The following is a 21,310-nucleotide window of genomic DNA, read 5'->3' on the forward strand; positions in this document are numbered from 1 at the left end:
TTCACCATTCACAAACCCTTTTGCTAAATGTTCTATTCTGCCATCCATTCTAGTAATTACAGGATTTGACAATATATCACTATCCAAATTTTTAGGAAAATCATGATACAAAGGATCTAACTCTGCTTTTTCTAACACACTCTTACTATAGCTATACTTTTTAGTTCCATTATTTTTCGTAATTTCTTTCTCTCTCTTTAAATACTCACTAAAATTAGAAGCTTCTCTTGCTTTTTTACTTGCTTCAATATTTTTCAGGATTTGGTCTTTATTAAAATTGCTTACTTTTAAGTCATTTTGTTTTTTCGGGATGACTGCTTTATTCCTCGCCGCCGCAATCCCAAAGCCTAATCCTAGTGCCATATCAGTTAGTCCAGCGTCATCCATCGCATCCTTCACGCTAGCTACGTAGGCGGATGACCTTAGTGTTGCCCCGGAAAACCCAGTTACTTTTTGACCATTTAAGTAGTTGACGCCCTCTTTCCATGCGTCATTTACTTTGCGTTCGAGCTCTTCACCGGAAAGGCTTGTGTACAGAATAGGGTCTAACTTGGCTCCGTTTTCCTCTAGAAAAGCTTGGAGTTCTTTGTTACTGGCGCGTTTGCCATCTCGTTCCAATAGCCACATCGTGATGGTTTCGCCTTTGTCATTCACATACGTATAGGCGAATAAATGATAGTCTTCGAATGCTTCTGGGAAGGGATCTTTGGCGTTTTCTTTGCGTGCTTTATCCAGTGCTTTTCTCATCAAGCTAATGGATGAATAGACGCTTTGGGACACAGTGTAGGTGCCTGTTTTCTCATGGAAGGCCACATTTTGTTTCAACTCTTGCACCGCTCGTCCTGTGGAGTGAATGAGTTCGGTTAACGCGTTAAAAAACTGGGCGTGGCTTTGTTCAAAGGCGATGTACCTTTCTAGTATATCTTCTTTTTGGATGGCTTGCAGTAATTGGGTGTGAGTGCTTCTTGCTTGAACTACGTAGACTTGTTGCATATCCGGCTTCGTATTCGGCGCGGTGAGTTGGCGATGTATGTCTTCTTCCTTTCGCTGCAAATGCGCCACTTTCGCCATTGCTTCTTGAAGGATTTCCGCATCGATTCGGGCGGAAGGCGAGCTATCAACTTGGCTGCCAAACTCGCGTATGTATTGTGCTAAACGTTCTTCACTTTCTTCTAAAGCTTCTAAAATACTTTGTGCAATAGAGGGATAACTGGAAGCAAAGTAGCTTTGGGAAGCTGATACCGCTTGCCCTTTTAAACTTTTATCTTGCGCATACTTGCTCGATGCTTGTTGAATTCCGCGTATCATTTTCTTCGCCTCAGTGTTACTGCTTCGTAATCCTTGAAGAAAGCCATTGAGTTCTGCAATATCAATTCGACTCATTGGCTCCACTCCTTTCGCAAGGAGGTTTGTTTGGTTTCTAAATCATACATTTCCGCTCTAGTCGTCTGCACTTCTTCTTCCAAATGAACGCGTTTTTCCAATAAATCTTTTCGCCATGCCACCACTTCTTCATGTTGTTGTTCTTCCAGATAGCGATGGAAACCATTCGCTTCCTCCCCTTGCCAACCACCCCGCAAAAAGTCCAGCAATCCTTGTTTCTCACATTCTAATTGATGGCTATCTTCTTCTAACCATTCTTGTTCCGCTTGTTTGCGCTTAGTCTGCCTCAAATTATCTTGCAAAACATCCTGCGCTTTTTTCACTTGTTGTAGCTGCTGTTCCAACTGGCTGTGCGCGCTGTCCATCTATCGCACCTCCAGCTGATTTATTTTCTGTCCCATCACTTGATCTTGTTTCGCGTATGCCATACCCATTTTCTTTAATCTGCCGGCATCTTGCTTGGTCACGGCTTGGAAATCTTCTACCACATCGACTAAATCAATCAATGCAGACCGTAATTGATTGATAGAATTCGCTCGTGAGTATGCCATATTCCCACCTTTTAACGGCAAATAGCTTCCCGCGCTTTTGCTGTCTAAGTTCGAGGCATGTTGTTGGAACGTCGCTTCGTTGACTTTTATCTCTCTCATCTTGGTGATTCCTCTCTATGTCTAGTTTTCCACTCCTCTATTATAGCATCGTAACTACTTCCCTTTTGTGAGCGTTTTGTGAACCTCTGTGTAATAACATACTCAAATACAGAACTTATTAGGGCATTTTTGATTTTTTTACTTATACAAATAAAAAAAGACCCCTTTCATCCGAAAGAGATCTCCTCAACTTACTTACTAACAACCGGAATATAAAGCGTAAAATCCGCTTCTCTAAGATCTTCCAAATTAAACGATCCTGCAATACCAACCGTGTCGCTTTGGCTCACTTCGCCGTATGCTGCGCCGATGAAGGCGTCTAGAGCTGGGCGGTCTGTTTCGCTTGTTACGAATTTTGCGTATTTGCCTGCTGGGATGTCGAAGGTTGTGTCGCCGTTTTCGCCGTTCGCGCTTGCCACGATGTAATATTGTAAGCCGTCAAGACTTGCGTTAATGCCAACGTAGTCTTTTTCGTTTTTTGCAAATTTTGTGTAGGCTGATTCTTTGATTTCGCTCATTGGGCCAAAGCCTTTTTGTGGATCAAATTCAGGGATTTCTACTTTGTTTCCAGTAAATGTTTCTTTTTTCAATTCAACAATTTCAAATGCCATAATATTTCCCTCCAAAAAGTTACTTAACTTTGATATGATGTAACTATAACACGCGAATGATGACAACAATCTGTCATCATTTCGAAAAAAGGAGAAAAAAATGAAAATCGAGCGACTCATCGGAATTATCATGCTGCTCCTCCAACGTGAGTTAGTCAGTGCTTCTGAAATGGCTACGATGTTTGAGGTCTCTAAACGTACTATTTTTCGCGATATTGACACGCTCTCGATGGCGAACATCCCGATTTACACGATTACCGGAACGAAAGGTGGTATTGGAATTATGCCCACCTACAAAGTCGATAAAAAGCTTCTGACAGCAGATGATTTAACAGCTATTATCGCCAGCTTAGATGGTATGGAACAATTACTTTCTTCCGCAGAAACTAAAAAAACGCTCCAAAAAATGAAAAACATGCTCGACCATTCCAGCGAACCACCCAAAAGTTCGATTTCGCTTGATTTCTCCAATTTATCCATGAAAAAAGAGTTAAATGCAAAAGTCGAAAGTTTATATTTAGCGATTAAAAAACATCAACTAGTGGAACTCAGCTATATTGATCGAACCGGCAATCAAACCGTTCGTAAAACTGAGCCATATCACCTCCTGTTTAGGAATCGTTCTTGGTATTTGCAAGGTTACAGCTTGGAACGTAGCGATTTTCGGACGTTTAAAATGTCGCGTATTGTTGAACTGAAAACGCTGGAAGACACTTTTGAAGCACGGCCTTTTGTTGTAAAACCATTCGGCATGACCGGTGATAGACCCACGTTCTTGATGCATGAAGTCACTTTAATTGTAGATAAAATAGCTCGTGAACAAATCGTTGAACGCTTTGATCCAGTTGCAATTTCACAGCAAGATGAAGAGCATTTTTTAGTAAAAGTGACACTTCCCGATCATGAGGCTGGGTACCGCTTTTTGCTCCAACTTGGAACGCATGTAACCATTCAAAACCGTGATGACTTTTACGATAATTTTGTTGATTATTTAGCAGAAATTCAAGGAAAATATATCTAAAAATGGCTCTGCTAATTGTTTAGCAGAGCCATTTGATGTTAATTTTTATATTTATAATCCAAATCTTGATAGGCTGTTTGGTACGGTCCACCATCAGCTACTTCTGAATGATAAAGTGCTTTTAAAGCGAAAGTTTTTTCTAAGTCCATTTCTTTCATTAGCTTTTGAAGGCGTTCTTGCAAGTCTACGCTATCTTTTACAAGCTCTTTCATTTGTGATTTTACATATTTCATAGTAATTCCGCTCCTTTTCACACATTATAACACTTTCTTCCCCGATAAAAAAGGAGTGCGACTATAAGCCACACTCCCTTACTTTTTTAACCGATTAATTCGATTGCTCTCTCAAGCACTGCTGCTCCGTTTACACGGCCATAGTCTAACATATTAATTACTTCGACCGGAATTTTACCTTCCACTACTTTTTCTGTATTTCCTTTTAAATAACCAACTTGTGGTCCAAGCAAAATGACATCTGCTTTTTCCCAGTTTTCGTGTAGTTCAGCGTCGGATACAGCCCAGATATTTGCTTCAATACCTTGCTCCGCGCCTGCTGCTTTCATTTTTTCTACTAAGAAACTTGTGGACATACCAGCATTACATACTAATAAAATGTTTTTCATTGGTTAGACTTCCTTTCTTATTTTGCCTCTGTTTTTTGAGCTGTAGCAAAAGCAACTTTTTCATCCATACGTAGGAATGGTAGATAGATAAAGACTGTTATAACAATGATAATTACTTGTAGAACGGACGCGCGCCAGTCCCCACCAGTTGCTAAGAAACCTGAAATAATCGGCGGTGTCGTCCACGGGGTTTGTACTACTACATGATTAATCCAACCTGCTGCCGTCGCAAAATACGCAGTTGTTAAAGAGAAAATCGGCGCTAATACGAACGGGATAATTAGTAATGGGTTGAAGACAATCGGTAAACCAAAGATAATTGGTTCACTAATATTAAATAGCGACGGTGCTGCTGATAGCTTGGAAATATCTTTATAGTCTTTTCGTTTTCCAAAGATGAAAATGGCAATTAGTAGGCCAATCGTGTTTCCTGAGCCACCCATAACCGCAAATGTATCTTTGAAAGCCATGTTAATAATATGCGGAATTTCTTGATGATTAGCATAAGCCACCATGTTTTCTTGCATATTTTGTAGTAAAAATGGATCTAGTAACGGACCGGAAATAACTGCTTGGTGAATCCCTAAGCCGAAGAATAAATTGGCGATGGATGTAATTAGCAAGAATCCTGGAAGACTTGTCGTCACATAGCTAAGTGGCTTCGTGATAATCGTTGTAACAAGCGTGTTAAAGTCCATGCTGAAAATTTGATTAACTGCAAATGACACAACTGAGAAAATAATAACCGTAATCATAATTGGAATTAACACGTTAAATGATTTAATAACTGCTGGTGGAATATTTCCTGTTAAATTGATTTGCATACGTTTGTTTTTCGATAATTTAATGAATAAATCGGTTGCAATTAAGCCAACGATAATACCGACGAACATGCCTGACGCACCAGTATAACTAACTGGAATAACGTTTGGTACTTCGATTGATTTTGATGCGCCTTCTGGAAGGAACGTCATCGCAATCGGTGTTACGACGATAAATGAAGATAAGGCAACAAGAATTGGAGCAATGACGTTTTTATAGCCACGATTCAAACATAAATGATATGAAATCGCCACAGTGACTAAAAGCGTAATGACACTCAAGGTACCATTTCCGATTGAAATACCAATCTCTTGCCATGTTTTAAGTGTATCTGGGTTAACAATTTTGCCCATAAAGCCAGTCGGTTCTAAAATAACATAGTTAATCAGCGTGACAAAACCAGCTAAAATCATGAACGGCATAATACTCGCAAAAGCATCACGCAATGAACGCAAATGAATCTGACCACCAAGACGTTGTGCTACATTAATAAAACCATTAACAATCGACTTCTTTTTCGTTTCAGCCATTAGTTGTTTCCTCCCTTTTCGTCCCAACTAGTTTGCTTGTTTCATATTCAAAACCGTTCATATCGCTCATTTTTTTATAAAATTCGCCACTTTTCTTCATTGTGCGTTTGCCAGTTTCGACATCAAGTGAAACGAGTCCGTAACGGTTTTTATATGCGTTAATCCACGACCAACAATCAATGAATGTCCACAGATGATACCCTTTAATATCACAACCCTCTGCAATCGCTTGATGTACATACGCCAAATGATCTTTGACGAATTGGATACGGTAATCATCTTGAATTTGTCCTTCTTCATTTAAGAAACGCTCTTCATTTGCCACTCCCATACCATTTTCAGAAATAAATGATTCGATATTGCCGTAATTATCGCGAATATCAATACATAAATCATAAATTCCACGTTCATAAATTTCCCAACCGCGGTAAATATTCATTCGTTTACCTGGCATATTATGCGGTTCAAAAAACCAATCTGGTAAAAACGGACTTTTTTCATTAATAGCCGTTAAACGGGCTTTCACGCGTCTTGGTTCATAGTAATTTAGGCCAAGAATTTGCGCCGTATTTTCTTTAATAATCGTCAAATCTTCTTCCGTATATTCCGGCATTTGATCGTATTCGCGCATGATTTCTACTAATTTTTCTGGGAAAGTTCCTTTAACCATCGGATCCAAGAAACTTCTCGTATAAAAAGCATCACAGATTTCTGCAGCTTCTAAATCGTATTCGTTTTGGCTACGCGGATAAGTCGGGCTAAGGTTTAAAATAACGCCGATTTTGGATGACAAATTTAATTTTTTGAAAGCTTTAATAGCTAAAGCATGTGCCAAAATCGTGTTAAAACCAGCTTGTGCGCCGCGTTTGAAGTCGATTTGATTCGGATAATGGAAATCTTCTAAATAACCGCCAAGTATCGGTCCAAGTGGTTCGTTAAACGTAAACCAGTGATAAACTAAATCGCCAAATTCTTTAAAACAAGTATCCGCAAAGTGAACATAGGCATCAACAACTTCCCTTGATTCCCAGCCCCCAGCGTCTTGAAGTGCAACGGGCATATCGAAATGATATAAATTCGCAAATGGTTTGATACCGTTTTCATTCATTTCAGTAAGTAAATCACGATAAAACGCAATAGCTTTCTGGTTCACTTCACCAACACCATCATTTGGAAACATTCGCGCCCATGAAATCGAAATCCGGAACGAATTATGTCCTGTTTTCTTCATCCACTGTACGTCTTCTTTATACCGATTAAAATGATCTGTTGTAATTTCTGAACCTACACCTTCGTAAAAGCGATTCGGTTCTGTTTCAAACCAATGCTCCCAAACAGTTTTTGCCTTACCAGTGTCGCCGCGACCTTCTGCTTGTTCCGCAGACCACGCAGAGCCCCACCAAAAATCTTTTGGAAACGTTAATAATTCTTTCATTTTTTATGGCCTCCCTTTTGTCAAAATAAATATAGCATACATTTATTTAAAAAACAATACTTTTATTAAAAGATATATACTTTTCTTCATAGGGATACCTTTTTGTAAAAGTATATGGTATACTATGCTTATTACATCAGTAAAGGAGCCAATAAAATGTCGGGAATGGCTAAATACATGGAAATATACATAGATATCCGTGATAAAATCAATCAAAATAAATACGAAATTAACGAGAAATTGCCTGATGGGGATAGTATGGCTCGCACGTATGATTGCAGCAAGCTCACTGTCAAAAAAGCACTGGATATGCTTGTACAAGAAGGCATGATTATTAGACGCCGCGGTGCTGGTACTTTCGTGAAATCTCATTCTACTAACGGCGGTGAATTCGCGCTAGGGCCAATGTCTGGACTTGTAAATACATTTGGAAAAGACAACATTAAATCGAAAGTCATTTTATTTTCCATTGAAAAACCATCGAAAGAAGTCGCAGAAAAATTAGAGATGCAGGATGACTATATTTACCGAATCATCCGGATGAGAGAAGTTGGTCATAAAGCCTATTCGATTGAACATACTTATATGCCACTTGCGATTATTCCAGGACTTGAGCCGCACCATTTAGAAGATTCGATTTATAATTATATTCGTGATGATTTAAAACTCAAGATGCAGAGTGCCCATGTTTGGGTGCGCGGGGATAAATCAAATCAAGAGGATAGTAAGCTCCTCGATTTAGAAGAACCTACTTTTATGATGGAAATTGAGAAATTAGCGCATTTGGAAGATGGCCGAGTGTTTGAATATTCGATTACGCGCCATACGTATGAATCGTTTGTGTTTGAAACGGTTTTTGTGCAGAATTAATAAAAACAGCGACTCTCTGAATTAGAGAATCGCTGTTTTTTTATATCTTCTTAACAAATTCTGATTTTAATTTCATTGGGCCGAAGCCGTCGATTTTGCAATCAATGTCGTGGTCGCCATCTACTAGGCGGATATTTTTTACTTTTGTCCCCATTTTGATTGGGTTTGATGCGCCTTTTACTTTAAGATCTTTGATGACTGTGACAGAATCGCCATCTGTTAGTACGTTGCCGTTTGAGTCTTTGAACACTTTTTCTTCGGTAGCTTCTTCTGCTACGGCGCTCCACTCATGTCCGCATTCCGGGCAAATTAATAGACCGCGATCTTCGTAGGCATATTCTGAGTTACATTCTGGGCAATTTGGTAATTTTGACATTTTATCAATTCCTCCGATTGTTGTAATAGTTGGCTGTTAATCTTCTAATTCGACGTTATGATATACTTTTTGCACGTCTTCTAGGTCTTCTAAAGCATCAATTAGTTTCTCGAATTTTTCTAAATCCTCACCTGATAATTGAATATCGTTTTGAGGAATCATTTCGATTTCTGCTACTGTAAATTCTTCAATTCCAGCCGCTTTCAAACCTTCTTGTACTTTGTGGAAATCTTCTGGTTCTGCATAAATAATCGCTTGGTCATCTTCGTCTAAAATGTCACGAACATCAATATCCGCTTCCATTAAAAGTTCCAATAGCTCATCTGCGTCTTTTCCTTCGACACCAAAAATAGCTGTATTATCAAACATATACGCAACAGAGCCACTAACGCCCATGTTTCCGCCGTTTTTGCTATAAGCTGCGCGAACATCGGATGCTGTACGATTCACATTATTTGTCAGTGCGTCAACGATAATCATCGAGCCGTTTGGACCAAAGCCTTCATAGCGCAGTTCTGAATACGTTTCATCACCAGTGCCTTTCGCTTTTTCGATTGCACGGTCAATAATATGTTTTGGCACATTGTATGTTTTTGCACGTTCAATAACAAAACGTAATTTTTGGTTGGAATGTGGATCTGGGTCGCCTGATTTAGCCGCTACATATATTTCAATTCCAAATTTCGCATAGATACGACTATTTGTTTTATCTTTTGACGCTTTTTTCTCTTTAATATTTGCCCATTTACGGCCCATATTACCACTCGCTTTCTAATTGGAGTTTTTCTCATGTCTCTGTACTATTATAAGTGTAGGAAACGAATTTGTTAAGTGGAAATTTAGCTATATTCGTTAAAAGTGAATAGTTGTGGCGTTTTTAAGTTCAAAAAGTTGATTTAAAAAGAAATAAGGAATGAATTCGCCCGAACTTCTTAATGCTTCTAACTCTTCTTTGGTGACAAAACGGACATCTGCTACTTCTTCTGTTTGTAATGTTAAATCGCTTAGTTCAACGTCTTTCGTAATAAACCAATAATCATCAAATCCTGCCTCAAAATGGTAACTGAATTTGGCACGGGTGTTACTTAAATCAATTGTCATGCCTAGTTCTTCTTTCACTTCTCGTTCAGCAGCTTGTCGACTTGTTTCGCCTTTTAGTGCAGATCCGGCCGCAGAAAGATCCCAATAATTCGGCCAACCTTCTTTATCTTTTTGACGCTTTTGGATTAAAAGTTGCCCTTTTTCGTTAAAAATACATACGTGAACAACCAAATGAAGCTCTCCGGGTGCTAGTTTTTCACCGCGGATATGTGTTTTCCCTGTTAGTTCACGTTCCACATTTAATAAATCCCATTCCTCCAATAAAATCGGCTCCTTCTAATCACTGACTTACCTTCATTATACAAAAAAAGTCTAAGGCTCGCGAACCTTAGACTACAGTAGTTTTTCTCCAAAAATTTCTCCCGGAGCAAGTCCGCCTTGGCAAGCAAACATCGCGCTTCCAATTGGGACAGTATATTCGTTTAATTTATCCATTTTTCCCATGATACTTAGCATTGGCAGAAATTGTTTGGACGGATTTTGGGTGAAGCAGATAAATAGTAATCCAGCATCAATCGTTCCCGTGCTTTTATCAATACCGTTTGTGTACGAATACGCGCGACGGTGCATTTGTTGCTTCGTGTCTTTGGCTAGGCGCACGTGAGAATCAGCCGGCAGTTTGCTTGGATCGACTTTATCGTGTTCATGTTTTTTATGATACGGTGCACCAGATGCTTTTTTCCGACCGAATGTGTCTTCTTGGTCAAGCAAGGATGAACGATCCCAGATTTCGATGAGCATTTGGATTTTGCGGTAGCCAAGATAGCTGCCGTTTCGCATCCATTCTGGTTCATCATTTTCTGCCCAAACGACGTCTTTGTAGCCTTTGTTTGAGTCATGGTCAACGTTTGCTGTTCCATCTTTAAAGCCAAATAGATTGCGTGGCGTCTCGTTTTTTGGCGCACTCAAGAAACCTTCTTCAATCCAGCGAACTACAGCAACACCGCTCGCTAAACGAATAAAATTACGAATTCCGTGGAAAGCGACTTGCTGATCATCAGCGCACACTTGGATACAAAGATCACCATCAGAATAAGCTTCATCCAAACTATCATGCGCCATATGTGGAATTTTTTCTAGATACTTCGGCTTTTTCGCCCTTACACCAAATCGATCTTTGCCATCTTTTTCAAAAAAAGTCGGACCATAACCTAGTGTCACTGTGAAGTTAGAAATTCCTAACCCATCAGCTTCCCCGGTATCGTTCGGCGGTAACATGTCATTATCCACATCGCGCAGAACCCCGCCACTTGCCGTTAAATCCGCAAATTTTGTCCATTTTCCAAATAAATCTTTCAAAATTTGACGTGAATCGGTTTGAATATCAAAACTGGCGATGTAACAATAGGTTTGTTGCGCAGTGATAATTCCCGCTTGATTTGTCGCATAAAATGGCACACCTGTTTCTGCTTTTTCTTTCGGAGTGAGCGCCTTATCCACATGATCCACCACATTTAAAATCGTGCCCAGACCAGTTGCCCCAACGGCAATACCGGTCCCAGCTACAGCAGAAAGTTTTAGCATTTCACGCCGAGTCATTCCTTTGTTTTCCTTGGCTTCTATCTTTTCCGTCTGATTATCGCTCTTCTTATCTGTCATCGTTTTCCTTTCTATGCTTAGAAAATTTTACCTGTTTGTGCCATTAATTCGGAAAGATGGCTCAATTGGTCACTGATTTCACGAATTTGGTCTTTCGTAAGCGTTGTATAGAGTACGAATGAATCACCATTTTTGTAGTTCGCTAATGTGTCTTCCATTTTGTTGAAAGCAGCATCAATTTGGTCAGCTAAGTCTTTATCTTGAGCATTTAAAGCTGGAATAATCGCTTGGTAGACTACTTTTGAACCTTCCACATTCGCATTTAAATCGTCTAAATCCGTGTGAGAGTACGCTTCTTCTTCCCCAGTAATCTTCGTTGTTGCGGCTTCATTCAGTAATTCCATCGCACCTGCGACCATTGGTTTTGGCTCTAATTTCAAGTTTTTCACTTCCGCTTGAAGCGCCTTTGCATCTGTTAAAAGTTTATCCGCGTAAACATCCATGCCTTCAAGTGATTTCTTTTCCCAAAGCGCGCGTTCAATAACGTGAAAACCAGTCCAGTCTGCTTCATTTTCCACATCGTTAATACGTGCATCGATTTTTGGATCTAGGTCGCCAAAGCTTTCTGCAATTGGTTCAATGCGTTCATAATTCAAGCGTGGCGAAACATAGGTAGCTTTTGCTTTTTCAATATCACCAGATTTCACAGCATTCGTGAAGATTTCAGTTTGTGCAACGAATTCATCTACTTGATCTGTTACGTATTTATAATAATTATCTACCGCTTTATCAAGCACTTCGGAAGTTTTTGCTTTTGTTTCTTTGGCTTTTGCAAGTGTATCTAGCGACGCGTCAAGTCCAGTCGCATTGTCATTTAATTTATCAAAATTCGGGCTATCATTTTTTGATTCATAGAAAATTGGTGTTTCATATTTTTCGACATCTGTATATTGTAATGGATACAAGTCACGGACGTTGTTTTCAAATTCTAACCAATGTTTATGTAGTTCAGCTGCACTAGATTGAAGCGCGCTCTTGTCTGTGTCCGCAATGGCTTTTTTCACGTCATCCAAGTTTGATTTCATTTCTTTTACTTCTTTTTTGACCGCATTTGCTTGTTTACTTTCTTTTGTTGTTTCCTTTTTTGTTTCTGCCTTATCTTCTGTACCTGTTCCACCGCAACCAACAACCAATACTGCTGTTAAAATAGTCAACATAACAATAATCCATTTTTTCATGATTTTCCCCCTTGTGCGAATTCCTTTTTAGAATCCGCTCTTTTTTTAATTTGTTGTTTTATTAAAATAATTAATCCAAAAATAACGAGTAATACTTGTGGTAAAAAGCTATACCAAGATGGGTAAATACTTAGCGCTGGAATAGATGGCAAGTAATCTTCTACTGATGTTGGAATGACTCCAGCAAGTTGCAAACTGTGAATTCCTGACCCCATAAATTTAAAGCATAAGTAAAACACAATCGCGCTAGAAATCATAAAGAATGGCTTCACAGGGATATGTACGCTATATCGCAACATCACAAAAGCAATAATAAGCAACACACCAAGTCCCGCCAAAATTCCCATTAACAGCTCAAAATTCGACGTCCGCCCAACCATGCCAATTAGAAAAACAACCGTTTCTAAACCTTCCCGCAAAATCGCTAAAAATGCTAAAAATGCAAAGGAAATCATTTTTCCATTGGAGAGTGCTTGATTACTTTTTCCTTCCATGTAGTTATTCCAACGAGTAATATCTGAATTTCGATGTAACCAGTAGCTGACATAGAGCATCATAATACTCGCAATCAGCCCAGCCCAACCATTAATTAAATTATTATTATCTCCAAAGGCAAGCGCTGATAGCCAAAACGCCACGACCATGCCAAGCGCCAAACTAACCACCAAACCAGCTGCAGTCCCGCCGATAATCCATCTTTTCGCCGCGCGTGTCTTCGTTCTTTTTGTATAAGTAAGAAGTGTCGCGATAATCAACAGTGCTTCAAGTCCTTCTCGAAATGGGATTAGCGCAGCATCGAACCAAGTGTAAGTCACATCTGCAAAAGGTTTTAACTCCTCCGTCATCCCATCTAGAACATCTGCTGTTTTGGCTTGTTTAGTAGGATCATTAATATACGCATCAAGCAACATTAAATCGCGCTCGGTATTATCGTAAGCTGCTTGCGATTGACTGACCACATCACCTTCCACCGCAAGCCACTCTGTTTTTAAGTCTTGAATTTGGGTTGATGCTTTTGCCCATTCTTTCTCATCTATCAGCTTCTTTGTCGCAGTCAGTTTTGCAATATAGCTTGATAGAGTAATGTTTGTATTGCCTTCGTTATCCGTATATGTACCCTCTTGATAGGTCTTGAGCAAATTATGAAGTGAAGTGATCCCATCCATCGCTTGCTGTTTATCACTATTTAAAATTCCAAGCGATATTTCCGCAATTTGCCGATCTATCTGGCCGGCCAAGTCATATGATTTTTCTTTAACAACTTGTTTATTTTCTGACCACCATAATTTATCTTCTTGAAAAGCTTCCTTCGCTTTAGGATAATCAAGGGCTTCCACTGCCGTTTCAGTTTGCTCTAATGCTTTGACCGGTTTATCAATATTCGGCTTTTCTGCAGCAAAGGTTTCACTAAAATTGATAGTCAAAACCACTGCTAAAACGCTTAATAGCAACATAAATCGGCCTAGAAGCTTTTGCCCCATACACAAACCACCTCTCTTTCTAATTGAAAATGATTATCATTATCATATTCTCCATGTTCAAAAAAGTCAATAAATTTTTTCATGTTTTCATCCAAATAAAAAAACTCCGATAATGAAATCGAAGTTTTTTATAACGATAATTTTAAAAAGTGATTTTGCAAGGAACCAAGCTCATTTAGTAGCATTTCGCGTAATGAATCTGGCTGAATGGCTATTATTTTATCGCCATAACCTAGTAAATAATTAATAATAAATCGTTCTTCTCCTTTATTATAATAGCCACGAATAAAATTTTTCCCTTGCTCTTGTCGAAGCTTCATTGATGGATAATTTTCTTTAAAAAATAAATCAACACCATTTGAAGCAATTTCCACTTCAAAATTAGTTGCATCTTCTTTCTTATAAAAATTTTCGGCTGCTCTTTTAAAATCCACTAATTTTTTGGCTTCAAAAGCATCACTTTCTTTTAGCCCAACAATTCTATCACAGCGAAATACCTGCATCCGTTTATCCTTAAAGTTGTAGCTCGTCACATACCATTGCCCGTACTCCGAAGATATATTATAAAATTGAACAATATACGTTTTTTCAGTCCCATTTTTATCATAATTAATCTGACACACTTTCTCTTCCATCGTAAATTGCAAAATAATATCTAGAAATTCACATTGATTATTATGCTTTATATAGCCGAGACTAAATACTTCTTCTGTTTTTCGAAGCATTTCGATTTTTTCAGCTGAAAGACAATGTTCAAATTTCGTTTTTAATTTTTCCACACTTAAATGAAAAGGTGTCGTTTCATAAGCCTTTAACGTAAGCATCGAAAAATAAAGCGCAAATACCTCATCGATATTAAAGACAATCGGTGAAAGTAGCCTGTTACGAAGCACCTGATAATGACCATTTCGTCCCCGTTCCGAATATATCGGCATACCTATTTCTTCCAAAGACTTTATATCTCGAATGGCAGTACTACGAGAAACGCCATATTTTGCCATTATCTCGCTTAATTGAAACGTATTTTTATCATTTAAAAACAACATCATATCATTTAGTCGTTCTGATTTATTCATCGCCATCTCTTTTCTTTTTTCAATATTAAAAGGTGTCACTATTTGATACCTTTTAATATTATACTATAACTAGAAACCAAACCAAAGGAGCTAGAATGATGAAAAACTTATTTTTAACCTCGTCTTTTAAAGATGTTGTGCCATTATTTACTGAATTTGAAAGCAATCTCCAAGGAAAAACCGTTACTTTTATCCCGACCGCTAGCACAGTCGAAGAAGTAGTTTTTTATGTAGAAGCTGGTAAGAAAGCACTGGAGAAGTTGGGGTTATTCGTCGTAGAACTCGATGTTGCTACAGAAAGTTTAGACCACATTGCTGCGACACTCAGAAAAAATGATTTTATTTATGTTACTGGAGGCAATACCTTCTTTTTGTTACAGGAATTAAAGCGAACTGGGGCAGATAAACTAATTTTAGAAGAAATTGCTGCTGGAAAATTATACATCGGTGAATCAGCCGGAGCAGTTATCACCTCACCTAATATTGCGTACATTCAATCGATGGACAGCCCCAAAAAAGCCGAACAATTAACAAACTACGATGCCTTAAACTTAGTCGATTTCTGCACACTCCCGCACTACAACAACATTCCGTTTAAAAAAATAACGCAAAAAATAGTTGCTGACTATACTAAAAGTTTAAAAATATATCCGATTAGCAATCATGAAGCTATTCTCGTTCGCGATGAAGAAGTAATCACTAAACTTGCTAACGGAAAAACAGATTGACATCCAGTAGGTTTCGATTTAGAATTAGTTGATAATGATTATCATTTTCAACTAATGAATGGAGGAAATCGAAATGATCGGACCAGGAAGTATCGCTTTAATTGTCGGAGCTGCCCTTGTGATTTTCGGACCAAAAAAACTGCCAGAGCTTGGTAGAGCTGCTGGAGACACTCTTCGCGAATTCAAAAATGCGACAAAAGGCATGATGGATGATTCAAAAGAAGAAACTAAAAAAGAAGATTCACGCCCGTGACTGAAGTTTCCATGAGCCTCACTGGACACCTGAAAGAATTGCGAACCAGATTATTAATCATACTTCTATCCTTTTTTCTCGCTTTCTTTGTGGGGCTTTTCGTTTCCAAGCCGTTAATTTTATTTCTCCAAAAAGATGACTTACCAAAAGAAGTTATTCTACACGTTTTTAAAGTGACAGATGCTTTTCAAATCTATATTGAAATGGCATTTATTATCGGGCTTATTTTAGTATTTCCGGTTATTTTATATCAATTATGGGCCTTCGTAAAACCCGGCTTACATGCATCCGAACAACGAATTACCCTGCGCTATATTCCGATTACTTTTTTACTTTTTTTATGTGGTGTCGTTTTTTCTTATGTAATTACTTTTCCATTTATTTTAAAATTTATGTTCCAATTCGCGGCCGAACTTGGCGTTGAAACGACGATTGGCCTCGCAACTTATTTTCAATTTTTACTACAAATTGTGCTTTCATTCGGTGTATTATTTGAACTTCCGATGGTAATTATGCTGTTAACGAGGTTGTCACTGATAACACCAAATGGAATGCGGCGCTCACGGAAATATGCTTACTTCTGCTTATTGATTATCGCTGCATTCATCGCCCCACCAGAAATCTTATCGCATTTGATGATTACTATTCCGCTCATTGGGCTGTATGAAATTAGCATTGTTGTGTCTGGCTTTACTGTGCGGCGAATGGATAAGGAAATGAAAACGAAAAAAATGCCTTGAAATCGGATGTGGATTTCAAGGCATTTTTCAATTAATACAAACAAGTAATTTGATGGGTTTTGAACTGTTCCTCTACATCTGGGTCCAGTTTGAAGTCCGTAATTAAATAGTCAATATCATGACATGCTAAACTTTGGTGCATAAATTTGTGTCCTACTTTTTCTTCTGTAACAAGTAAAACGAGCGAACTTGACTGGCGCCTGAAAGCTTGTTTGATGAGCGCTTCACCTTCATGTGTTTCTGTTGCGCCTTTGTCATAGTCGATCCCGCGGCATGAAACAAAAGCAATATCTGCATTATAAGTTAGGGCATCATTGTATGCTTTTGCGCCGTTCACCGTATATCGCTTCGTTAAAATCGAGCCTCCTAAAATACTAACTCTTGCATTTGTAAATTCTGATAGCATGGAAGCCGTCATGACGCCATTAGTAATAATTTGCAGGCCATCAAATTTACTTAAAACGTCGATTAAATGCAGTGAGGTTGAGCTCGAGTCTAAGAAAATCACCATATCATCGCGAATCAGTGATTTTGCAATATCGGCAATTCTTATTTTACTCGTTTCATTACTTCGCTCGTTCATTTTCATTAAATAAGGCAAATCGATTTTTTTATTATCGATAATCATTGCGCCGCCTCTTGTTCGTCTCACAAGTCCTTCTTTTTCCAATTCTACTAAATCCCGTTTAACAGTGGCTTCGCTGTAGTTGACAAGCTCCACTAAATCAATAATCCGCATAAATTGTTCCACTTTTAGCCGGTTAACGATTTTTAGTTGCCGTTCCTTCGCTGTGCTTAACATGTTCCTCCACTCCTTAAAGGGCAAAAGCACTATAACTAGCGCTTCTACCCTTCTTATTAGTATTTATCTGCTTGACCAGTAGTATTTAAAATGTGTAATTTATGTCTTACAACTTCTTTTACTTTTTCATTAGCTGATGGATACACTTGATTTGGTTCATACATCGCAGGATTATCTACTAAAACTCGGCGAACTTCTTCAAAAAACACGCTTTTCAGATCTGAACTAAGATTTACTTTCCTAACGCCGTATTGTACTGATTCACTGACTTCTTTATCTGGATTTCCTGAACCACCATGAAGTACAAACGGAATATCCAAGCGTTTATTTAATTCTTTTAAAAGAGGCATATTCAGTTCTGGTTTTTTATCTTTAGGGTATAAACCATGCGCCGTTCCAATCGCTACGGCCAACGTATCAATGCCAGTTCTCTGTACGAAATCTTCTGCTTGGTCAGGGTCAGTATATATGATGGTATCCGCCCCGCCTTCTGCTGAACCATTGTTCCCGATTGTTCCAAGTTCCGCTTCAACAGAAACACCGACTTTATGCGCAAGTTCAACCACTTGTTTTGTCAAAGCGACATTCTCTTCATAACTGGCTCTTGAAGCGTCAATCATGACGGAAGTATAGCCATTTCTAATAGCCCGCATCACATCTTTAATTGTTCCACCGTGATCCATATGAATAACGACCGGCACCTTACTTCTATGCGCGTATTCTCTTACTGTTGCAACAAAGTTATTACCGAGATATTCTATTTCATCTGGATGAATTTCTAAAATTACAGGAGCATTATTTGCCTCCACTTCTTCCATTATCGCCTTTAACATATCAAAACTACAGATATTAAATGCTGGTACTGCAAATTGATGTTCTTTTCCTACTGCTAAAAGATCTTTCATTGTATATAACATTATATCATCTCCTCTTTATTTTTTCGCTTGTTTAATGGGGTTTTTAATAGTCCGACAGAAATTGCTGTCACGACTGTACCTGCTGCAATTGCTAGTAAGTAGATAAATAGATGGTTAATAACGTTTGGAATGAACATTACCCAAATTCCACCGTGAGGCGCCATCGAAGTAACACCTGCTCCCATCGAGATTGCAGCCGCTGTTGCAGAACCTAACATCAAACTCGGGATAACCCGAAGCGGATCAGCAACCGCGAAAGGAATTGCTCCTTCAGTAATATAGGATGCACCTAACACCCAACAAGAATTCCCCGCTGTTTTTTCTTCTTTTGTAAATTTGTTTTTAAATAATAATGTTGCGAGTGCTAATCCAAGTGGTGGAACCATTCCGGCAGCCATACAAGCCGCAATCGGCGCCGTTACACCTGCTGACATTAACCCAATTGAAAAGGTTGAAATAGATTTATTGATTGGACCTCCCATATCTGCTGCCATCATCACACCAATGAGTAGACCAAACACAACGCCGGATGTCTCACCAAGTCCATTTAACCAACTCGTGAGCGCATTTAAAACCCAAGCGATTGGTGTATCAATAATAAATACCATGGCCAAACCAACAATCGTAATCCCTAAAAGTGGTACAACAATCAACTGATAAATCGAAGCAAGTGATTTAGTGACATTGACTTTATTAGCAAAGAAATGCGCCACGTAACCAGCCAAAATACCACCAATCATACCGCCTAGAAATCCTGATCCACCAACAGTCGCCAGTGTCCCTGCGACAAGCCCAGGCGCAAATCCTGCTCGACCAGCAACAGAAACCGCTATCCCTGCTGCAAGTGCTGGAACCATTAAACCAAACGCAGTATCCCCACCAATTTTAGAAAATGCAGCTGCAAGTGCGTTATACGAATCAGAGTCAGGGTTTGAGGCATCAATCCCAAAAGCAAAACTAATGGCAATTAAAATCCCGCCAGCTATAACAAATGGCAACATATAGTTAACACCATTCATAAAGTGATTGTATAAACTTGCTTTTGAAGGTTGTTCAGAGCTTACATCCGAACTTTTCACCTCCAAATTGATTAACCCTTTGCCTGAAATAGTTTCTTCAATAACCACATCAGCCTCTTTAATCGCTCTGGAAGTGGATACTTTTTTAACTTTCTTTCCAGCGAACCTTGATGTATCTATTTCTTTATCCACTGCTAAAATGACATAATCAGCAGTCGCGATGTCTTCTTTTGTTAAAACATTTTCTACTTTTGCTCCTTGTGTCTCGATTTTCACTTCGTAACCAAGCGCTTCTGCCGTTATAGTTAATTTCTCGGCAGACATATACGTATGAGCAATACCAGTGGGACAAGCAGTAACACCAACTATTTTCATGTGAAACGCCTCCTTAGTTCGATAAAATTGTTATAATTTCAGTTTCGTTTTTTGAATTTTTTAATTTTTCGCGAAATTCCTCGTTCATTAACTTCCTTGATAGTTCACTTAATATTTGCAAATGGACGTCTGTGGCTTTTTTCGGAACGCCAATAAGAAAACTACATTCAATCGGTGAATCATCTAATCCAAAATAATCAGTTATAATGCCAGAATGAACAAAAACAATCAATGGTTCTTTTACATATTTACTTTTTGCATGAGGGATGCCAAAACCATCTTCAATTCCAGTGGAAGTTTCTTCTTCTCGTTTATATAAGTCACGTATAAATTTTTTTGGATTTGTTATAGACCCTTCTTCACCTAGTACTTCTGCTGCTTTTTCAAATAATAATTGTTTTGTTTGAATACGATTATCAAAAATAATTCGGTCTTCATTAATTAAATTCGATATATTCATAATCCACATCCTCTCTCAACAAAGTAAGCGCTTCACTTGTTTGATTACACTATATCATGCTGAACGACTTCATTCAATATTATGGGTGTATTATGCAAAAAGTTCATTTTTACGGTTGTTTTGACGGTTTATTTGAACGAAATCAATCATTTTTATCTAAAAAAATGCCGCAAGATTCCTCTCGCGGACATTTTTTATTTACAAGCTTCGACGCCTTTTTCCAAAATCTCCATTTGTAGTAAGGTTTCTTCGTCAGTTACTTGTTTAGGTTTTCCATTAATAATCGCTTCGTATAAATCATCATAAACGCGACCATAATCGCCAACTTCGGAAATAACTTTTTCCTCGTGCCAAACTCCTGCTTCATCGACATACGTTAGGGTGCCGTAGTGTTCTGGTAAGTCAATCCCGAAATCCGGATTACTTGGCATATAAAAGAGTTTTAAATGTTCTTCTTGGCGGTCTTTTGTTTCCTTTGTAAACATGCCTTTTTTGCCGTATAGGACAAAGCTTGGACGGGCTTTTATGCGGAAGTAGCTTGATTTTACAGAAACTTTTGTTACGCCATAATATAAATCAAGGTCGAAATAATCGTTCATTCGTCCTTCGCCGAGCAGTTGGCGCACATCGTAGTGAATGTCGTCTGGTTTTCCGAAATAAGATAAAACTTGATCAATCGTGTGGCAGCCGTGACCATAAAGATAGCTATCGTAGAATTTAAATTCATGGACGGATTCTGGGATTTCTGGACGGAAATAGTCATAATGCATTTCCACTTCCAATAAATCGCCTAATTTTCCGCTTTCAATCACTTTTTGTGCTGTGAGGAAATCAGAATCGAAACGACGATTTTGGTAGCATTGTACTAGTAAACCGCGTTCTTTAGCTAGTTCGAATATTTCTTTAGCTTCGTCGTAAGTCATCATAAATGGTTTTTCGACAAGTACGTTTTTGCCATTTTCCAAGACCATTTTTGCATATTCAAAATGAGAGCTTTGTGTAGTTGAAATGGTAATTAGCTTTATTTCAGGGTCTTTTAATAGCTCATCTAAATCTGTTGTATAATGTACCCCTTCGATTTTGTCCCATGTGGCTGTTTTGGGATTTCGATTATAAATTGTCTTCACTTCAATATTATCGCGCTCTAAAATAAACGGTAAATGGTATCTATTCGTGCTTTTCCCATTTCCGATAAAACCCATTTTCAACATATTATTTCCTCCTTATTAAAAACTAATGATTTAAAATTAGTATTAGCTCC

Annotated in this window: 24 protein-coding genes and 1 pseudogene; 5 read left to right on the forward strand and 20 right to left on the reverse strand. The window is 38.5% G+C overall.

Annotation, left to right across the window (positions count from 1 at the left end; translation table 11 throughout):
- Positions 1-294: 294 nt before the first annotated feature.
- The 4 genes and pseudogenes from AC4PG0_RS06495 to AC4PG0_RS06510 all read right to left on the reverse strand — a co-directional run.
- Positions 295-1,383, reverse strand: a pseudogene (locus AC4PG0_RS06495) (T7SS effector LXG polymorphic toxin); the annotation flags it as partial.
- Positions 1,380-1,748, reverse strand: a complete 369-nt coding sequence (locus AC4PG0_RS06500) for a ribonuclease P (protein ID WP_492167820.1) — start codon at positions 1,746-1,748, stop codon at positions 1,380-1,382. The pseudogene AC4PG0_RS06495 and the gene AC4PG0_RS06500, both read right to left, overlap by 4 nt.
- The gene (locus AC4PG0_RS06505; protein WP_033533457.1) at positions 1,749-2,033 is read right to left on the reverse strand and encodes a DUF3130 domain-containing protein; all 285 of its coding nucleotides are present in this window, start codon (positions 2,031-2,033) and stop codon (positions 1,749-1,751) included. It lies immediately after the preceding gene.
- A gap of 191 nt (positions 2,034-2,224) precedes the next feature.
- Entirely contained in the window at positions 2,225-2,644 is a 420-nt protein-coding gene (locus AC4PG0_RS06510; protein WP_003760332.1) for an effector binding domain-containing protein, read from the reverse strand.
- Between the two features lie 100 nt (positions 2,645-2,744).
- On the opposite strand from AC4PG0_RS06510, the gene AC4PG0_RS06515 reads away from it, so the two are divergent.
- Positions 2,745-3,665, forward strand: coding sequence for a helix-turn-helix transcriptional regulator (locus AC4PG0_RS06515; RefSeq protein WP_492167819.1), 921 nt, complete (start codon positions 2,745-2,747; stop codon positions 3,663-3,665).
- A gap of 38 nt (positions 3,666-3,703) precedes the next feature.
- Here AC4PG0_RS06515 and AC4PG0_RS06520 read toward each other — a convergent pair whose 3' ends face one another.
- The 4 genes from AC4PG0_RS06520 to AC4PG0_RS06535 all read right to left on the reverse strand — a co-directional run bounded on the left by AC4PG0_RS06520 (position 3,704) and on the right by AC4PG0_RS06535 (position 7,074).
- On the reverse strand, positions 3,704-3,898 hold the full coding sequence (locus AC4PG0_RS06520) for a hypothetical protein (RefSeq protein ID WP_070250160.1): 195 nt from the start codon (positions 3,896-3,898) through the stop codon (positions 3,704-3,706).
- 86 nt (positions 3,899-3,984) lie between these two features.
- Positions 3,985-4,287 carry a PTS sugar transporter subunit IIB gene (locus AC4PG0_RS06525; protein ID WP_003760328.1) on the reverse strand — a complete coding sequence of 101 codons (303 nt, stop codon included), beginning with the start codon at positions 4,285-4,287 and terminating at the stop codon, positions 3,985-3,987.
- Positions 4,288-4,304: 17 nt separating this feature from the next.
- Positions 4,305-5,639, reverse strand: coding sequence for a PTS sugar transporter subunit IIC (locus AC4PG0_RS06530; RefSeq protein ID WP_003760326.1), 1,335 nt, complete (start codon positions 5,637-5,639; stop codon positions 4,305-4,307).
- The gene (locus tag AC4PG0_RS06535) at positions 5,632-7,074 is read right to left on the reverse strand and encodes a glycoside hydrolase family 1 protein (RefSeq protein ID WP_003770325.1); all 1,443 of its coding nucleotides are present in this window, start codon (positions 7,072-7,074) and stop codon (positions 5,632-5,634) included. The genes AC4PG0_RS06530 and AC4PG0_RS06535 overlap by 8 nt, the downstream gene beginning before the upstream one ends.
- Before the next feature lie 156 nt (positions 7,075-7,230).
- On the opposite strand from AC4PG0_RS06535, the gene AC4PG0_RS06540 reads away from it, so the two are divergent.
- Positions 7,231-7,944: a GntR family transcriptional regulator gene (locus AC4PG0_RS06540; protein WP_010990376.1), complete on the forward strand. Its 714-nt coding sequence runs from the start codon at positions 7,231-7,233 to the stop codon at positions 7,942-7,944.
- A gap of 40 nt (positions 7,945-7,984) precedes the next feature.
- Here AC4PG0_RS06540 and AC4PG0_RS06545 read toward each other — a convergent pair whose 3' ends face one another.
- The 7 genes from AC4PG0_RS06545 to AC4PG0_RS06575 form a co-directional block, all read right to left on the reverse strand.
- Entirely contained in the window at positions 7,985-8,320 is a 336-nt protein-coding gene (locus AC4PG0_RS06545) for a zinc ribbon domain-containing protein YjdM (RefSeq protein WP_003760313.1), read from the reverse strand.
- A gap of 36 nt (positions 8,321-8,356) precedes the next feature.
- Positions 8,357-9,076, reverse strand: coding sequence for a YebC/PmpR family DNA-binding transcriptional regulator (locus AC4PG0_RS06550; RefSeq protein ID WP_270907971.1), 720 nt, complete (start codon positions 9,074-9,076; stop codon positions 8,357-8,359).
- Between the two features lie 96 nt (positions 9,077-9,172).
- A complete protein-coding gene (locus AC4PG0_RS06555) occupies positions 9,173-9,682 on the reverse strand; it encodes an NUDIX hydrolase (RefSeq protein ID WP_267650582.1) in 510 nt (169 codons plus the stop codon).
- A gap of 72 nt (positions 9,683-9,754) precedes the next feature.
- Complete coding sequence (gene efeB, locus AC4PG0_RS06560) at positions 9,755-11,020, reverse strand: iron uptake transporter deferrochelatase/peroxidase subunit (RefSeq protein ID WP_492167818.1); 1,266 nt, start codon at positions 11,018-11,020, stop codon at positions 9,755-9,757.
- A gap of 17 nt (positions 11,021-11,037) precedes the next feature.
- Complete coding sequence (efeO, locus tag AC4PG0_RS06565) at positions 11,038-12,198, reverse strand: iron uptake system protein EfeO (RefSeq protein WP_194317756.1); 1,161 nt, start codon at positions 12,196-12,198, stop codon at positions 11,038-11,040.
- A complete protein-coding gene (locus tag AC4PG0_RS06570) occupies positions 12,195-13,679 on the reverse strand; it encodes an FTR1 family iron permease (RefSeq protein WP_492167817.1) in 1,485 nt (494 codons plus the stop codon). Before AC4PG0_RS06570 ends, efeO begins: the two co-directional genes overlap by 4 nt.
- A gap of 128 nt (positions 13,680-13,807) precedes the next feature.
- A complete protein-coding gene (locus tag AC4PG0_RS06575; RefSeq protein WP_280377700.1) occupies positions 13,808-14,755 on the reverse strand; it encodes a helix-turn-helix transcriptional regulator in 948 nt (315 codons plus the stop codon).
- A 98-nt stretch (positions 14,756-14,853) separates the two neighbouring features.
- Here AC4PG0_RS06575 and AC4PG0_RS06580 point away from each other — a divergent pair, with 98 nt between their 5' ends.
- From AC4PG0_RS06580 to tatC, 3 genes are all read left to right on the forward strand, one after another.
- Positions 14,854-15,483, forward strand: a complete 630-nt coding sequence (locus AC4PG0_RS06580) for a peptidase E (RefSeq protein ID WP_492167816.1) — start codon at positions 14,854-14,856, stop codon at positions 15,481-15,483.
- A gap of 73 nt (positions 15,484-15,556) precedes the next feature.
- The gene (gene tatA / locus AC4PG0_RS06585) at positions 15,557-15,736 is read left to right on the forward strand and encodes a Sec-independent protein translocase subunit TatA (RefSeq protein ID WP_003760298.1); all 180 of its coding nucleotides are present in this window, start codon (positions 15,557-15,559) and stop codon (positions 15,734-15,736) included.
- Positions 15,733-16,476 (forward strand): twin-arginine translocase subunit TatC, encoded by a 744-nt coding sequence (gene tatC, locus AC4PG0_RS06590; protein WP_492167815.1) that lies wholly within the window; start codon positions 15,733-15,735, stop codon positions 16,474-16,476. The genes tatA and tatC overlap by 4 nt, the downstream gene beginning before the upstream one ends.
- A gap of 31 nt (positions 16,477-16,507) precedes the next feature.
- On the opposite strand, the gene AC4PG0_RS06595 is transcribed toward tatC, so the two are convergent.
- The 5 genes from AC4PG0_RS06595 to AC4PG0_RS06615 all read right to left on the reverse strand — a co-directional run bounded on the left by AC4PG0_RS06595 (position 16,508) and on the right by AC4PG0_RS06615 (position 21,260).
- Positions 16,508-17,278 carry a DeoR/GlpR family DNA-binding transcription regulator gene (locus tag AC4PG0_RS06595; RefSeq protein ID WP_003724291.1) on the reverse strand — a complete coding sequence of 257 codons (771 nt, stop codon included), beginning with the start codon at positions 17,276-17,278 and terminating at the stop codon, positions 16,508-16,510.
- Between the two features lie 56 nt (positions 17,279-17,334).
- Positions 17,335-18,195, reverse strand: coding sequence for a ketose-bisphosphate aldolase (locus tag AC4PG0_RS06600; protein ID WP_003770309.1), 861 nt, complete (start codon positions 18,193-18,195; stop codon positions 17,335-17,337).
- Positions 18,195-19,589, reverse strand: coding sequence for a PTS fructose transporter subunit IIC (locus tag AC4PG0_RS06605; protein ID WP_492167814.1), 1,395 nt, complete (start codon positions 19,587-19,589; stop codon positions 18,195-18,197). Before AC4PG0_RS06605 ends, AC4PG0_RS06600 begins: the two co-directional genes overlap by 1 nt.
- Before the next feature lie 13 nt (positions 19,590-19,602).
- Positions 19,603-20,049 carry a PTS sugar transporter subunit IIA gene (locus tag AC4PG0_RS06610; protein WP_185330510.1) on the reverse strand — a complete coding sequence of 149 codons (447 nt, stop codon included), beginning with the start codon at positions 20,047-20,049 and terminating at the stop codon, positions 19,603-19,605.
- Between the two features lie 194 nt (positions 20,050-20,243).
- On the reverse strand, positions 20,244-21,260 hold the full coding sequence (locus AC4PG0_RS06615; protein ID WP_010990364.1) for an oxidoreductase: 1,017 nt from the start codon (positions 21,258-21,260) through the stop codon (positions 20,244-20,246).
- Between the last annotated feature and the right edge of the window lie 50 nt (positions 21,261-21,310).

It is taken from the genome of Listeria sp. MAN/IMW/UF464 (assembly GCF_058683955.1).

Coding starts and splice junctions, on each gene's coding strand:
- AC4PG0_RS06520 (WP_070250160.1), bottom strand. CDS start 3,898: ATGAAATATGTAAAATCACAAATGAAAGAGCTTGTAAAAGATAGCGTA.
- AC4PG0_RS06595 (WP_003724291.1), bottom strand. CDS start 17,278: ATGTTAAGCACAGCGAAGGAACGGCAACTAAAAATCGTTAACCGGCTA.
- AC4PG0_RS06515 (WP_492167819.1), top strand. CDS start 2,745: ATGAAAATCGAGCGACTCATCGGAATTATCATGCTGCTCCTCCAACGT.
- AC4PG0_RS06550 (WP_270907971.1), bottom strand. CDS start 9,076: ATGGGCCGTAAATGGGCAAATATTAAAGAGAAAAAAGCGTCAAAAGAT.
- efeO (WP_194317756.1), bottom strand. CDS start 12,198: ATGAAAAAATGGATTATTGTTATGTTGACTATTTTAACAGCAGTATTG.
- AC4PG0_RS06545 (WP_003760313.1), bottom strand. CDS start 8,320: ATGTCAAAATTACCAAATTGCCCAGAATGTAACTCAGAATATGCCTAC.
- AC4PG0_RS06500 (WP_492167820.1), bottom strand. CDS start 1,748: ATGGACAGCGCGCACAGCCAGTTGGAACAGCAGCTACAACAAGTGAAA.
- AC4PG0_RS06510 (WP_003760332.1), bottom strand. CDS start 2,644: ATGGCATTTGAAATTGTTGAATTGAAAAAAGAAACATTTACTGGAAAC.
- AC4PG0_RS06540 (WP_010990376.1), top strand. CDS start 7,231: ATGTCGGGAATGGCTAAATACATGGAAATATACATAGATATCCGTGAT.
- AC4PG0_RS06505 (WP_033533457.1), bottom strand. CDS start 2,033: ATGAGAGAGATAAAAGTCAACGAAGCGACGTTCCAACAACATGCCTCG.
- AC4PG0_RS06615 (WP_010990364.1), bottom strand. CDS start 21,260: ATGTTGAAAATGGGTTTTATCGGAAATGGGAAAAGCACGAATAGATAC.
- AC4PG0_RS06575 (WP_280377700.1), bottom strand. CDS start 14,755: ATGAATAAATCAGAACGACTAAATGATATGATGTTGTTTTTAAATGAT.
- AC4PG0_RS06605 (WP_492167814.1), bottom strand. CDS start 19,589: ATGAAAATAGTTGGTGTTACTGCTTGTCCCACTGGTATTGCTCATACG.
- AC4PG0_RS06530 (WP_003760326.1), bottom strand. CDS start 5,639: ATGGCTGAAACGAAAAAGAAGTCGATTGTTAATGGTTTTATTAATGTA.
- AC4PG0_RS06570 (WP_492167817.1), bottom strand. CDS start 13,679: ATGGGGCAAAAGCTTCTAGGCCGATTTATGTTGCTATTAAGCGTTTTA.
- AC4PG0_RS06600 (WP_003770309.1), bottom strand. CDS start 18,195: ATGTTATATACAATGAAAGATCTTTTAGCAGTAGGAAAAGAACATCAA.
- efeB (WP_492167818.1), bottom strand. CDS start 11,020: ATGACAGATAAGAAGAGCGATAATCAGACGGAAAAGATAGAAGCCAAG.
- AC4PG0_RS06535 (WP_003770325.1), bottom strand. CDS start 7,074: ATGAAAGAATTATTAACGTTTCCAAAAGATTTTTGGTGGGGCTCTGCG.
- AC4PG0_RS06610 (WP_185330510.1), bottom strand. CDS start 20,049: ATGAATATATCGAATTTAATTAATGAAGACCGAATTATTTTTGATAAT.
- AC4PG0_RS06525 (WP_003760328.1), bottom strand. CDS start 4,287: ATGAAAAACATTTTATTAGTATGTAATGCTGGTATGTCCACAAGTTTC.
- tatA (WP_003760298.1), top strand. CDS start 15,557: ATGATCGGACCAGGAAGTATCGCTTTAATTGTCGGAGCTGCCCTTGTG.
- AC4PG0_RS06580 (WP_492167816.1), top strand. CDS start 14,854: ATGAAAAACTTATTTTTAACCTCGTCTTTTAAAGATGTTGTGCCATTA.